Origin of the sequence: Paenibacillus sp. GCM10027630 (assembly GCF_042676305.1) — a bacterium.
GTDB lineage: Bacteria > Bacillota > Bacilli > Paenibacillales > NBRC-103111 > Paenibacillus_S.
The window spans coordinates 158714-171637 of the sequence record NZ_JBHTGY010000001.1; the positions used below are offsets into that span (position 1 = coordinate 158714).

11 protein-coding genes are annotated in these 12924 nt (G+C 45.5%); 6 read left to right on the top strand and 5 right to left on the bottom strand.

All coding sequences use genetic code 11. The features are described from left to right. The first annotated feature begins 362 nt into the window (after nt 1-362). On the top strand, nt 363-710 hold the full coding sequence (locus ACFQ0C_RS00815; RefSeq protein WP_258215616.1) for a response regulator: 348 nt from the start codon (nt 363-365) through the stop codon (nt 708-710). 85 nt (nt 711-795) lie between these two features. Continuing rightward, nucleotides 796-2394, top strand: a complete 1599-nt coding sequence (locus ACFQ0C_RS00820; RefSeq protein WP_379363027.1) for an LTA synthase family protein — start codon at nt 796-798, stop codon at nt 2392-2394. Nucleotides 2395-2466: 72 nt separating this feature from the next. Here the strand turns inward: ACFQ0C_RS00820 and ACFQ0C_RS00825 are convergent, their stop codons facing one another. Continuing rightward, nucleotides 2467-3372 carry a helix-turn-helix domain-containing protein gene (locus ACFQ0C_RS00825; RefSeq protein WP_379363029.1) on the bottom strand — a complete coding sequence of 302 codons (906 nt, stop codon included), beginning with the start codon at nt 3370-3372 and terminating at the stop codon, nt 2467-2469. A 140-nt stretch (nt 3373-3512) separates the two neighbouring features. Between ACFQ0C_RS00825 and ACFQ0C_RS00830 the strand changes: the two genes are divergently transcribed. Next, entirely contained in the window at nt 3513-4589 is a 1077-nt protein-coding gene (locus ACFQ0C_RS00830; protein ID WP_379363031.1) for a Gfo/Idh/MocA family protein, read from the top strand. A gap of 41 nt (nt 4590-4630) precedes the next feature. Then, a complete protein-coding gene (locus ACFQ0C_RS00835) occupies nt 4631-5482 on the top strand; it encodes a sugar phosphate isomerase/epimerase family protein (protein ID WP_379363033.1) in 852 nt (283 codons plus the stop codon). Nucleotides 5483-5540: 58 nt separating this feature from the next. On the opposite strand, the gene ACFQ0C_RS00840 is transcribed toward ACFQ0C_RS00835, so the two are convergent. The 3 genes from ACFQ0C_RS00840 to ACFQ0C_RS00850 form a co-directional block, all read right to left on the bottom strand. Beyond that, nucleotides 5541-6173 carry an SGNH/GDSL hydrolase family protein gene (locus tag ACFQ0C_RS00840; RefSeq protein WP_379363035.1) on the bottom strand — a complete coding sequence of 211 codons (633 nt, stop codon included), beginning with the start codon at nt 6171-6173 and terminating at the stop codon, nt 5541-5543. A gap of 114 nt (nt 6174-6287) precedes the next feature. After that, a complete protein-coding gene (locus ACFQ0C_RS00845; RefSeq protein ID WP_379363037.1) occupies nt 6288-7565 on the bottom strand; it encodes an MFS transporter in 1278 nt (425 codons plus the stop codon). Nucleotides 7566-7622: 57 nt separating this feature from the next. Beyond that, nucleotides 7623-8048, bottom strand: a complete 426-nt coding sequence (locus tag ACFQ0C_RS00850; protein WP_258215623.1) for a MarR family winged helix-turn-helix transcriptional regulator — start codon at nt 8046-8048, stop codon at nt 7623-7625. A 206-nt stretch (nt 8049-8254) separates the two neighbouring features. Here ACFQ0C_RS00850 and ACFQ0C_RS00855 point away from each other — a divergent pair, with 206 nt between their 5' ends. Both ACFQ0C_RS00855 and ACFQ0C_RS00860 read left to right on the top strand, forming a co-directional pair. Beyond that, nucleotides 8255-9010, top strand: coding sequence for an exodeoxyribonuclease III (locus ACFQ0C_RS00855; protein ID WP_379363040.1), 756 nt, complete (start codon nt 8255-8257; stop codon nt 9008-9010). Between the two features lie 131 nt (nt 9011-9141). Next, complete coding sequence (locus ACFQ0C_RS00860) at nt 9142-11130, top strand: heparinase II/III domain-containing protein (RefSeq protein ID WP_379363042.1); 1989 nt, start codon at nt 9142-9144, stop codon at nt 11128-11130. A gap of 324 nt (nt 11131-11454) precedes the next feature. Here the strand turns inward: ACFQ0C_RS00860 and ACFQ0C_RS00865 are convergent, their stop codons facing one another. Then, on the bottom strand, nt 11455-12750 hold the full coding sequence (locus tag ACFQ0C_RS00865; protein WP_379363044.1) for an aspartate aminotransferase type Ic: 1296 nt from the start codon (nt 12748-12750) through the stop codon (nt 11455-11457). Nucleotides 12751-12924 lie beyond the last annotated feature (174 nt).

Below are 12924 nucleotides of genomic sequence, written 5' to 3' on the forward strand. Positions count from 1 at the left end.
CTATTATAATGAGATATTTTTCTAATATTCCTCGCTCTCGACTTATTATGACAATTCATGCTAAGCAGCTTGATTTTTCAATAGAATTTAATAAGACATTATACCTAAATTTAGTCATTTAACAAAGTTTATAGTGAAATATTAGTAGATTTGATTTACACTATTTACAATACGATATTTACCTTCGCTTCTATGAATAGACATAAAGAACCATTTTTTACCTTTTTTCACTTCCTACTCATCGCACTTCTTTCCTACCACCATTCATAGCACCTTATAGCTTTATACCATTAACAGTCCTATAGCGCCGTTTAAATCAGTAATTAAAGATGAACCTGCTGGAAGGAGATACGGAAGTTGAAATGGCAAAAGTTATGGTTGTCGAGCAATACAAACCGATTCGCTGTTTATTAAGAACCGTTCTGACCTCTGTCGGACATGAGGTAGTAGTTGAGGTCTCTAATGGTCCCGATGTGCTATCGACCTTTCATTCCTTACTCCCGGATATCATCTCCATGGATATGCGTCTTCCTTCTATGGATTGTTTCGAGCTGCTTAAACAAATTAAAAGCACAAATCCAAACACTCGTATCGTAGTCTACTCATCTGATATCCATTCCGCGGATGTCGAAATGGCTATTTCCTGTGGTGCCCATGTTGTATTTGATAAACCGTTTGATATCGATGATTACTTAAAACATTTCCAATGATAGTGTTTACATTTTCTATGTAATGCTTATACGACTCCGTGCTATAATAGGATCATTCATTCAAGAATGGGAGTCGAGTTCGTCTATGTGGTTCAAGAAATACCATCCTATGCGTATAACTGCTTTGATTGCAGCCACCGTGCTATTATTATTTCTCGAGACGTCAGACTCCGGAATTGCGCCAATCCGTCCTGTAGAACTTCAAATTACTCCTTTAACGGATTGGAGCAAGGAAGAGCTTTCCCGCAAGCCTAATGTAATTGTGGTACTTAGCGAAGCCTTTTGGGATCCTACTCAAATCGAAGGTCTCAAGTTTAGCCGTGATCCAATCCCTACCTTCCATGCACTTCAAAATAAATATACGAACGGTAAAATGCTATCGCCGCAATTTGGCGGTGGAACCGCTAATGTAGAGCTTGAGGTGCTGACCGGAAATTCCATGCGTTTTTTACCGGAAGACTCTATTGCTTATGAGACCGTTATAAAGCATGACGTTGACTCACTGGCCAGTATTTTATCCCGTCAAGGGTATACATCAACAGCCATAACTCCATTTCATAACTGGTATTTTGACAGCTTGAATGTATATCGCCGTTTTGGCTTTACCCGTTACATTAGTATGGAATTTTTTAATCCGAATGAATTCGTGGGACCTTATATAGGCGATCACGCCGTAGCTAAACGAATCATTGAAGAAACCGAGCGAAGCCAAGGGCCTGATTTTATTTTTGCAAATACTATGGAAAATCATTACCACTACTGGTCGAACAAATTCAAACGAAATACCATCAATATAAAAGGCAATGTATCCAGCGAGGCCCTCGACATTTTGGAAACCTATGCGCAAGGAGCTAGCGGAGCCGATTCCATGCTTCAGGAGCTGGTTGAGCATTACAGCCAAGTCAAGGAGCCGACGATTATTGTCTTTTTTGGGGATCATCTGCCTTTTTTAGAGAAGGATTATTATGTTTACAAGGAAACCAAGTATATTCAGAGTGAGGACGATCCGGATTTTTTGCAAAAAACACATAATGTACCGCTGCTCATCTGGAATAACTATTTGCCTGAAGGAAAGGACAATTTATATATAAGTCCATCCTTTCTAAGCCCCTATATACTGGAATTGGCGAAGCTTAAAGGCAGCGATTACACCGATTTTTTGTCCAGGCTGTCCAAGCAAATCCCGATTATTCCGCCAAAGACCTATTATGAAGCCATGCATATACGCGAATCCGATCTAACGGAGTACGAGCAATGGCAAAATAGGATATTAGCAGGAACAGACAGCTCCGATTCCGAATATAACGGCTCTGACGAATTAGCTGAAATGAAGAAGCCATTGGCCGAAACCTTTACATTAGGCTATGGAGATCCGATCATTCAGTCCGTCTCGCCAGAGGTGCTTCTACGGCTGCAAGCCGGAGAGAAGCTGATTGCTGATCTATTGAAAAAAACGATTACCATTAAAGGCGGCCGTTTCGGTATAGGCAGTGTAGTCTTTGCGAACGGCAAACCGCTGGAAACATCCTGGCAAACTGAGGAAAGCTTATCCGCTGTAATCCCTAAAGAACTGCTAAGGAAGCCGGGTAAGCTTGAGCTTCAGGTTCGAGTTATCGACGAGAAGGAAAATGTCCTTGCACAATCCAGGTCCGTTGAGTTGCCCATAAAAGATAAACAGCCCTGAACGGACATATCGGCTTAGCGATATACAGTCCTCCGGGGCTTTGCTTTTTTATAAGCTGAGCTTGAGTTATCTTTAAGCCGGATCCGTTGGCTGCGACTGAGGCAAATGGCCTTTACGAAAGGCTGCAGGGGTAATCCCCTTGCTCTCCCGGAATATACGGGCGAATGTGTTATATGAACCATAGCCTGTTTCCAAAGCAATTTCAAGCACACTCATTTCAGTGGATATCAAAAGTCCGCAGGCTTGGCGTATTCGCACATCATGGACGAAGGTCACAAAATTTTGGCCTAAAGCTCTTTTGAACAGCTCGCTTAAATAAGGCACACTAAACCCAAACCGTTCGGCCAATCCGCTTAATGTCAAATCATCCCTGTAATGGTTATGAATATATTGAATAACCTGCCAAACACTGCTTCTCGGCTTCTTTCTAACATATGCATGGGATGCTGCTGCTTCCTGCAGGTCAGTCTGCATACTTCTTCTGAGCCGGTCAAAGCGAACGAGCACCTCGGTCAGCTTGGCTTTGATTAATGAGTTCCTCCATGGCTCCGCACCTGAATACTCCGCACTTAGCTCCTCTAATACCGATTGAAACCTCCGCTGCTCTTCGGTACCCTCAACTTGAACAAATGACGGTAAATTAGCTTCCGCTGAATTCCAGTCTATTCCTGGCAGCTGCTCGGTGGGACTGTACAAATGAATGCCAAAATTGCAATTGAAAAGCTGCAGCGGCAAACCAGGATCTGAATGAATTTCATGGAACTGATAAGGCATAACAAGAGTGAATGTTCCCGGAAGCATCAAATGCTTGACGCCATTAATGGTTTCAGAACCGCTACCTTCAATAACATAGGAAAATTCCAAATAATCATGCCTGTGTGACTCAAAGCCATTGACCAGTTGATTGACTTTAATATGAAAAGGCAGCTCCGAATCCATATTAGGGTAATGAGTTAAGTACTTGGGAACGACAGTCATTTTATTTACTCCCCTTGCCAACTGAAAAAGTGGGATATTCGCCATAAAAAATGGCATGTATTTTATACGCTTACATTTTACTATAAAATCAAATACCGCAACATACCTTAAATCATTTATTTTGGGAGGCCGTCATTACAATGAGCACAACGGATAAAATCAGACTTGGAATCATCGGAGCAGGCAACATCGGAAACGTTCACATGAATATTTTTAAACAGCTGCCCGAGGATACGGTAATCGTCGCAACAACGGATACCTACTTGCCTCTAGCAGAAAAACGTGCAGCTGAGCATGGAATTCCCAAGGTATACCCAACAGCCGATGAATTGATTGCCGATCCGGAAATCGACGCTGTTATCATCGGAGTTCCTAACCAATACCATGCTCCAATCGCTGTAAAAGCTTTGCAAGCAGGCAAGCATGTGCTGTTGGAGAAGCCAATGGCCATAGATGTACCGTCAGCTCGCGACATCGTACGGGCGCAGCGTGAAAGCGGTAAGGTGCTGATGATTCCTCATCAAATGCGATGGGAATGGCTTCCTCTGCAAGTGAAAGAGCAGATTGATAAAGGTGCACTCGGGCATATTTACAATGCCAAGGTAGGCTGGTTCCGCCGCAAAGGTATTCCAGGCTGGGGCACTTGGTTTACTCAACGTGAAGAGTCCGGCGGCGGCCCGCTGATTGATATTGGCGTACATATGCTCGATCTCGGCTTCTTTTTCCTTGGCGACCGCAAGCCTGTGTCCGTATACGGCTCCACCTATGCCGAATTCGGCCCCAAAAAACGCGGCATCGGCACATGGGGCACACCGAATTGGAATGGTCGATTCGATGTTGAAGACTTGGCTACAGCGTTAATCAAAATGGATGATGGCAGCACGCTCTCCTTGGAAGTTAGCTGGGCCGTTCATATGGATACGGATAGCCAGCATTTCATCCATTTGATGGGCTCGGAGGGGGGAGCTTCGATCCGCGGTAATGAAGGCAAGCTGCTTACCGAAACATTCGAGCGTGCAACGGAGGTATCGCTGACTAAGCCTTCTAATGATGAAGGAGGACGGATACGCGTAAGCCGCCACTTTATCGAATGTATCCGTGAAGGCAAACAGCCTACTACATCGGCATTAGCCGGCTTCACTAACAATTTGATCCTCGATGCCATTTATGAGTCCTCCCGCACAGGACATGAAGTTATTTTGGATTGGACTATTTAATATATTTTTCACCAACTTCTATAAGGAGGCTTGAAACAACCATGTTAAAAGGTCTTACAAGAGCTGGGCTCGGAAGCAATGTGGGCAATATCGAACAATTCATTGAAGCTGCGGCTGCACACGGCTTTGTTGCTGTTGCGGCAAGCGGCCAGGAGCTGGAAGAATGGATTGCAGCTAAAGGAATAGAAGCTGTCCGCGGCTTTCTGCAAGAGAAAGGCGTACAAATCGGCACTATCGGTTTATCCGTACAGTGGCGTGAGACAGAGGAAGAATTCGTCCGCGGCCTTGCACGGTTTGCCAAAGACGCTGAGGCAGCGGCGGCTGTAGGATGCACAGCCTGCGTCACTTATGTGCTTCCTTCTACTGATCAGGATGCCGCACATTTTACCGTATTGGCTACTCGCCGTTTGCGTACTTGCGCACAAATATTGGCGCCATACGGAATTCAATTTGGCCTCGAATTTGTAGGGCCGCATCATCTTCGAACCCGATGGAAAAATCCATTCATCTGGGGATTGCAGGAAACGCTGGATTGGATAGACGCCATCGGTGAAAGTAATGTTGGACTGCTGTTCGACAGCTATCATTGGTACACTAATGAGCTGGGTGTTGAAGATATACTTCGTCTAAAAGCAAGCCAGATCACTCTTGTGCACATCAACGATGCCCCAGACGTACCGGTAGCGGACGTACTGGATAACAATCGCCTGTTTCCTGGAGAAGGAGTGATAGATCTGGCAGGCTTCCTTCGTGCGCTGAAGCAAATTGGCTATACCGGAGTTGTAGCACAAGAAATTCTTACGCCTAAGCCGCTTGAGCAACCAACTGAGGAGCTGCTGCAGCGTTCACGCGATGCATTCCGCAACGTATACGCTGCAGCTGGATTAGAGTAAGTATGCAAAAACGACCATTTCTCCCAAAGAGATGGTCGTTTTTATTCTTTCCTTACTCTTATTCCACTGCACCGACTGCCTGAAGCCATGCTTTGGCGATCAGAGCATGCCCTGCTGGAGATGGATGTACGCCATCTGGCGCCCAGAACGAGGCTGCAGCACGTGCCGAGGCTTGAGCGAATAAGCCGTCCAAGCAAACCAGCCGGGCTCCGAATTCTCTGGCAAGCTCACGTACTACTGTAATTTTCGGATCCAGGTCCTCTCTCCACTGCTTGCGGTCCTCAGGAACCGGGAGAACAAACGGCTCGATAATTACCAGCTTGGCTTCAAGCTTGGCTGATTGTTTAAGTATGTCACGGTATACCTCTTCAAACTGCTCCGTAGAGGTCGGATCGTTTCGGTCATATCTTCTCCAAGTGTCGTTAATCCCTATATAAATGGAAACAACATTAGGCTTCAAATCAAGGCAATCCTCCTGCCAGCGTTTCTGCAAATCCTTCACCCGATTGCCGCTGATACCGCGGTTAATGAACTGTACCTGCTTCTCCGGATATAAGGCAGAGAATTGTGCCGCAGCCATCAGAGCATACCCCTTGCCGAGGTCATCCCCTTTGTCGCGATTACGTCCTGCATCAGTAATGCTGTCCCCTTGAAATAATACTACGTCGCCTTCCTTAATCCAAGATTGCATACTAGTTACCCTCCCAAATATGTATAAGCTGCTCACATCCTTTTCCAGTTTAGCATAACAAGGAAAACCAGACAGCGGTTTTTTCAGTAAAATTTATAGCCGATTTTATCAAGCTTAAGACTGCTGAATCGGTTGTACAATCACACCGCTGCTTTTTGAAATCCGGATGGCCATTAAAGCAGCAAATAAACATACAAAACCAGCGGCGATAAAAGGAACCGTATAGTTACCCATCAGCTCTCTCAACAGACCTGCTCCATAAGCTGCGGTTGAAGCGCCGATCTGGTGGGCTACAACGATCCAACCGAAGATCATGCCGGCTTTTTCCTTACCGAACTCTTTCATCGCGAGCTTGACTGTAGGCGGTACTGTAGCAATCCAATCAAGACCGTAAAATACAGCGAACATCAAGAGCGCCATTGGACTGGAATCGAGAGCATACGGCAAGAAAAGCAAGGAAAGACCGCGAAGCCCATAATACCAGAAAAGCAGCCAGCGACTGTCAAACCGATCCGATAACCACCCTGAAAGTGTAGTTCCAAAAAGATCGAACAAGCCCATCAAAGCTAGTAATCCTGCTGCCATTACTTCGGGAATACCATAATCTCCACAGGCGGGAATTAGATGAGTGCCTATTAAACCATTCGTCGAGAACCCGCAGAAAAAAAAGGTGCCAGCCAACAGCCAGAAGGTTTTGTTCTTTAATGCTGAACCGAGCGCAAGAAGCGGTGTGAGAAACAAATTTCCTTTGAATTTATCAGGCTTAACAAGCTCCTTCGTCCCGTAAGGGGCAACACCTACATCATAAGGATGGTTTCTCATCCATACAGCCACGATAACGATCAGCAGAACCAAAATCCCAACAGCTGAATACACCGAGGTTCTCCAGCCGGCTTCTACTGTAATTTGGGCAAGCAATGGAAGAAACAGCAGCTGTCCTGTGGCAGCACTGGCTGTAAGCAAACCAATAACAAGCCCTTTCCTCTCAACAAACCAGTGATTGGTAACCGTTACGCCCAGTACGTTTGCCATCATTCCTGTTGCAAGTCCCGATACGACACCCCATAGTATTTCAAACTGCCATAAGGCGCTCATTAAAGGCGTGATTGAAAGGCTTAAGGCCAATACCGCCAATGAGGTGACCATCATCCTTCGTATACCGAATCTCTCCAGCAGTGCAGCGGAAAAAGGGCCCATTAACCCGTATAAAAATATTCCTGTCGAGATGACGGCCGATATGGACCCGCGATTCCAGCCATACTCTTTTTCAAAGGGCAGCATCAATATACTTGGCATAGAGCGAATTCCAGCGGATACTAGCAAGGTTACAAAAGCGATGAGCACAACCACCCATCCGTAATATATTCGCGAAGATTTCATGCTGGCTTGCATCTGGTATTCACTCCATTTCTTATTTTAGTTGTACATGCAAATGATTTTGAAAAAAAATTACTTTCGCTCCAACTGCTCGCTTGTCGACTCCATATTCATAGACAGCTGTTCAGAAGCTTCCAAACCTAGAATAGCATTATATCTGCGATGCAAGCTTTTGGATGCGTTACGAATCGTCTCTTCCAGCTCTTGCCCTTTGGGAGTTGGATATACAAGTACAGTTTTCCCCTGAACCTTCCGCTCTACCAATTGCTTGCCTTCCAATTTATCAATAAATCGCGTCAGCGTTGAAGCTGCAATGTACAATTTCTCCGATAATTCTTTTTGTGTAATTCCGGGCGTTCCGTTCACAAGCCGAATAATGTAACCATACATAGGGGTTAATCCGGTTGCTGCAAATTCTTCTTCCGCCATCTTAGTAATGGCACGACTTAAGCGGTTTGCAGTAAAAAACAAACAATTGTGCAGGAAGCTGTCATCCACAGTAAAACCTCATTCCATATTTAATTTATATTTTGTATGTACAACTAATATAGGTTGGAATTTGTTAGCTGTCAATAGCAAATCTGTTATATGCGTTAAAGAAACACGAACATCCCTGCATTTTAAATCGAAATGAGTCGCGTTATGCAGTTTAGACATGATACACTAAAGAACAAATAACTATGAACTGCAAGGGGAATAAAATAATGAAGCTGGTATCATGGAACGTAAATGGTTTAAGAGCATGTGTCAACAAAGGATTTAACGATTACTTCAAAGAAACAGGAGCGGATATATTCTGTATTCAGGAGACGAAGCTCCAGGAAGGACAAATTAGTCTGGAACTGGACGAAGAATATAACAAATATTGGAACCACGCTCTTAAAAAGGGCTATTCCGGTACAGCTGTCTTTACTAAGATCAAGCCGCTTTCAGTGCGTTACGGCTTGGAGGAGGACCATGAGGAGGAAGGGCGAGTCATCACTTTAGAGTTCGATACCTTTTATTTGGTAAATGTTTATACCCCAAACGCCAGACGTGATTTGTCCAGACTTGATTTCAGATTAGAATGGGAGGACCGGTTTAGAAGCTACCTCCTTGACCTGGATACTCGTAAACCGGTAATTATTTGCGGTGATTTGAATGTTGCCCACCAAGAAATTGACCTTAAAAATCCCAAGTCCAACCGTAACAACTCAGGCTTTACCTTGGAAGAACGCGATAAGATGACTCAACTGCTGGACGCAGGTTTTATCGATAGCTTCAGACATTTCTCACCGGATACGACAGACGCTTATACATGGTGGTCTTATATGCCTAAAGTGAGAGAACGTAATGTCGGTTGGCGGATTGATTATTTCCTTGTATCCGCCCGATTGGCTTCTTCATTAATCGATGCCGGGATTGACTGTGAAGTTATGGGCAGCGACCACTGTCCGGTAGTTTTGAATATTGCTGAGTAAAATCGTTATTTAACACAGGCTGCCTCGGTTTTATACATAGACTTCTCTCTAACCTCTCGGTACAATGGGCTTGAGCGACTCCCGAAATAGATAAGGGGATGCTGCGAATTCCATTAAAGGAGCGAAGCATTATGAGCACTGTCATCTGGACTCCAGCTTTTTTCGAGCAAATTCGAACAAAATGTATGAAATACCATTGGGCTGCCGATGCACTCCAGCGATTTCGGGAGCCCAATGCGGAATTTGTAAAAAATGCGCCAGTAGACATCCCTCTCGTGGGAGGCGGCTGGAGCCATAATTACAGCTGCCCTCATGATGGAGCAAGGCTTGTACTTCAGGACAGGCAGCATCATCAATGCCCTGCTTGCGGAACGATTTGGAGCGGTTCTCCCTGGGATGAAGTAGCCATTGCCAACGAGCACTGGCGCAATAGTATCCGCTGCCGTGATGCTGCGGTTTTATACGGAATCGAGGCAGATCTTGTTTGGGCCGATACCGCCCGCCATATTTTGCTTTATTATGCGCTTCATTATGAGCAGTACCCGCTTCATGATAAGCTTGGGGGCTCGGATAAATCGTCCGGGAAAGTGCAGTGCCAGACTTTATCCGAGGCCAGCTGGCTGGCACCGCTCGCTCAGGCCTTTGCTATCCTCAAGCACAATGGCGGACTCACTGCCGAAGAGCAAGATGAAATTGAATCCAGACTGCTCCGCCCAGCTCTTGATGTAATTGGAAATAATCCTAAGGAAAAATCCAACTGGCAGACTTATCATAACGCTGCCAAGGCGCTAGTTGCAGCTGCCTTAGGTGATAACGCTCTTATGGCGGAAGTCGTAGACGACCCCGAAAACGGCTTCCTGTTTCAAATGGAGCATAGCCTTGCCGATGACGGCTTCTGGTACGAGGGATCATGGGGTTACCATTTCTATACCTTGGAAGCGCAAGTGATGATTGCTATCGCCGGTCTTTCCTTTGAAATGAAGCTATATGAACATCCCCGGTTTCAGAGGATGTTTCAGGTTCCGCTTGATTGTATGTTCCCGGACGGAACTTTACCGGCTGTTCATGATTCAGGAGAGGTTCAGCTGAAGCGTTATTCTCATTTGTACGAATTTTCCCTCGCTCATTTTGGCATGGGAGAACGTATGGTTTCGGAAAGTCAGCGGAACACCTTATACAGCCTGTTATTCGGAGAAGCACTTGAACAAGAATCGAAGAAACCGACTCAGCAAACGCTCGAATTTGTCGATTTGAAACGATCCGGTATGATCTTCTCAAACTGGGAGTCACCTTCCCAAGAACAAAGCCAAATGGCAATGATGGACTACGGGGAGCATGGCGGAGAACACGGCCATCAGGACAAGCTCAATATCCTCTTCTATGCCCAAGGACATCCATGGCTGACTGATGCAGGCACGATGCCTTATGGCAATCCGATGCATTTTGGTTATTTCAAGCATACAGTTGCGCACAATACGGTTGCCATTGGGGCCAAATCCCAAGCAAGCGCAGAAGGCTTTTTGCAGAAAACCATTATTGAAGGAACCGCTTTTATGGAAACGATTGCTGAAGTGCGAGGAACCTATCCTGGTGTATTCATGCAGCGTAAAATTGTAATGGCCAATTCTCTGCTGTTCGATGTGTTCCATGTCCGATGTGATCAGGCGAGAGATATAGATTGGATTTTACATACACAGGGAATACCGCTCACGGGTCAGAATGGTATACGCATAACCAGCGAATTACAAAGTGAGAGCCTGGGCTCGACAGATGGTTACAACTACTTAAAGGGCATTCAGCTTCTGGATTTATCCGGTTCACAGAATGTGATGGAATGGCAATGGGACCGTGAATCGCAATCAGCCGATAGGCTTGCCCTGCATCTGCTTGATGCTGTTGAAGGCGAACAAATTTACCTGGCAGAGTCTCCGGCTTTGTCGAATGTGAAACGAAGAAGTACACTCATTCGCCGCCGCAAGCAGATAACTGAAACGACGTTTGTCGGTATACTCCATGCATTCCGTGAAGGTGAACCGGCCCTTCGTCTGGAGAAACAAGACCTCGATTGGTCTTTGCAGCTCGGGCAAGGAAAATCACTCCGTCTAACGACGGGGTTGTGAAGAAATAAAGCTTACCTAAGAAAAACGTCTTGTATATATGTACGCGTGGGGAATGGAGAACCGTGTGGATTAGCGCAGGACAATAGCGGAAGTGTTCTTTCCTTTTTCACATGTAAAACTCAAAGAAACAGAGAGATAGCGGAGCGGCTAATTCCGTTATCTCTCTATTTGTGTGCATACTGATCCTATTCACTCCAGATAACGGAATTCCTGCTTCCACTATAACCTTACATTGAAGGAAGCCGATGGAATAACGGAACTCTCAACTTCGTTCAAATCCTTCAGGGCTCACGCAACTTCTAAGCTACCGTATAGATGATTCTGTTATTCTTTATCAGCCAGAAGCTTACGGATACTGATCAATTGTACACATAGACATAAAATTTCAATCGCTGTTGTTAGCTCGGATAAAGTCGGGAACGTAGGAGCTATCCGAATATTCCGGTCCCGCGGATCTTTACCGTAAGGGAATGTAGCTCCAGCCTTGGTTAAGGTGACCCCAGCTTCAGACGCCATGGAAACAACCTCTCTAGCACAGCCGTCCAATGTATTTAGACTAATGAAATACCCTCCGTTCGGTTTATTCCATTCGGCGATTCCCCCTCCGGACAAGGCAGTTTCGAGGATGCTCAATACCGTATCAAATTTGGGTTTTATGATGGCTGCATGCTTTTCCATATGGGCTTTAATATGATCGGTATCCTTAAAGAAGCGAGTATGTCGAAGCTGGTTGATCTTATCCGGACCGATAGTCTGAACGGCTAGCTGCTTGCGGATATAATTCAAGTTGCTTTCGCTGCCTGCCATCACAGCCATTCCGGAGCCAGAGAAGCTAATCTTTGACGTCGAGCTGAACATGAGCACTCGATCCGGGTTCCCAGCCTCTTTGCAGGCAGCTAACATAGGTTTCAAGCGGTCAGGATTGTCTGTTAAATGATGAACCGTATAGGCATCATCCCAAAATATGGTGAAATCCTCCGCACTAGTTTCCATTGACGCCAGCCGATCCACAACCTCACCGGAATAGGTGATCCCATCAGGATTACTGTACTTGGGCACGCACCATATTCCCTTAATTGCGGCATCTTCCCTCACAAGCTTCTCAACCTGGTTCATATCCGGTCCGTCCGGCAGCATATCTACCGTTATCATTTCAATACCGAACAGCTCGCAAATAGCGAAGTGACGGTCGTAACCCGGGCTCGGGCACAGAAATTTAACCGCAGGCAGCTTGCTCCATGGAGTCTTACTGCTATACAGGCCGTGAATCATTGCTCTGGATATCGTGTCATGCATCATTGCCAAGCTTGAATTTCCACCAATGATGATTTCATTTACGTTAACCTCAAGTACCTTCGCGAACAGCTCCTTCGCCTCGGCAATTCCATCTAGCCCACCGTAATTGCGGCTATCCGATCCGTCTCTAGTCTTCAAGCTGTCGCTGGAGCTTATGACATCAAGCATCCCCACAGAAAGCTCTAGCTGTTCCGTACAAGGCTTGCCTCTGGACATATCCAAGCTCAGCTTCCGGCTCTTATACGCATCGAATTTACTCTGTAACTCCAAATATAGATCATTTAATTCAGCTGTGCTTAAAGCACTGTAATTAATGGCACCCACCCGGTCGGCCTCCCTCAGCTCATAAAAAATATTTATTAACAGTACAATAACATTTATCAGCAAAAATATCATCAACAAATATATGCTTCGGGACTGGATTTTTATTTCTTAAGTGCAGCTATCAATTGCTTTTCTTTTCAGCCGGCTACTTCCCATCATGAATGAATCAAGCAT

What these genes read in the sequence shown, in the direction of transcription:
- ACFQ0C_RS00815 (WP_258215616.1), top strand. Translation starts at nt 363, where the DNA reads ATGGCAAAAGTTATGGTTGTCGAGCAATACAAACCGATTCGCTGTTTA.
- ACFQ0C_RS00820 (WP_379363027.1), top strand. Translation starts at nt 796, where the DNA reads ATGTGGTTCAAGAAATACCATCCTATGCGTATAACTGCTTTGATTGCA.
- ACFQ0C_RS00825 (WP_379363029.1), bottom strand. Translation starts at nt 3,372, where the DNA reads ATGACTGTCGTTCCCAAGTACTTAACTCATTACCCTAATATGGATTCG.
- ACFQ0C_RS00830 (WP_379363031.1), top strand. Translation starts at nt 3,513, where the DNA reads ATGAGCACAACGGATAAAATCAGACTTGGAATCATCGGAGCAGGCAAC.
- ACFQ0C_RS00835 (WP_379363033.1), top strand. Translation starts at nt 4,631, where the DNA reads ATGTTAAAAGGTCTTACAAGAGCTGGGCTCGGAAGCAATGTGGGCAAT.
- ACFQ0C_RS00840 (WP_379363035.1), bottom strand. Translation starts at nt 6,173, where the DNA reads ATGCAATCTTGGATTAAGGAAGGCGACGTAGTATTATTTCAAGGGGAC.
- ACFQ0C_RS00845 (WP_379363037.1), bottom strand. Translation starts at nt 7,565, where the DNA reads ATGCAAGCCAGCATGAAATCTTCGCGAATATATTACGGATGGGTGGTT.
- ACFQ0C_RS00855 (WP_379363040.1), top strand. Translation starts at nt 8,255, where the DNA reads ATGAAGCTGGTATCATGGAACGTAAATGGTTTAAGAGCATGTGTCAAC.
- ACFQ0C_RS00860 (WP_379363042.1), top strand. Translation starts at nt 9,142, where the DNA reads ATGAGCACTGTCATCTGGACTCCAGCTTTTTTCGAGCAAATTCGAACA.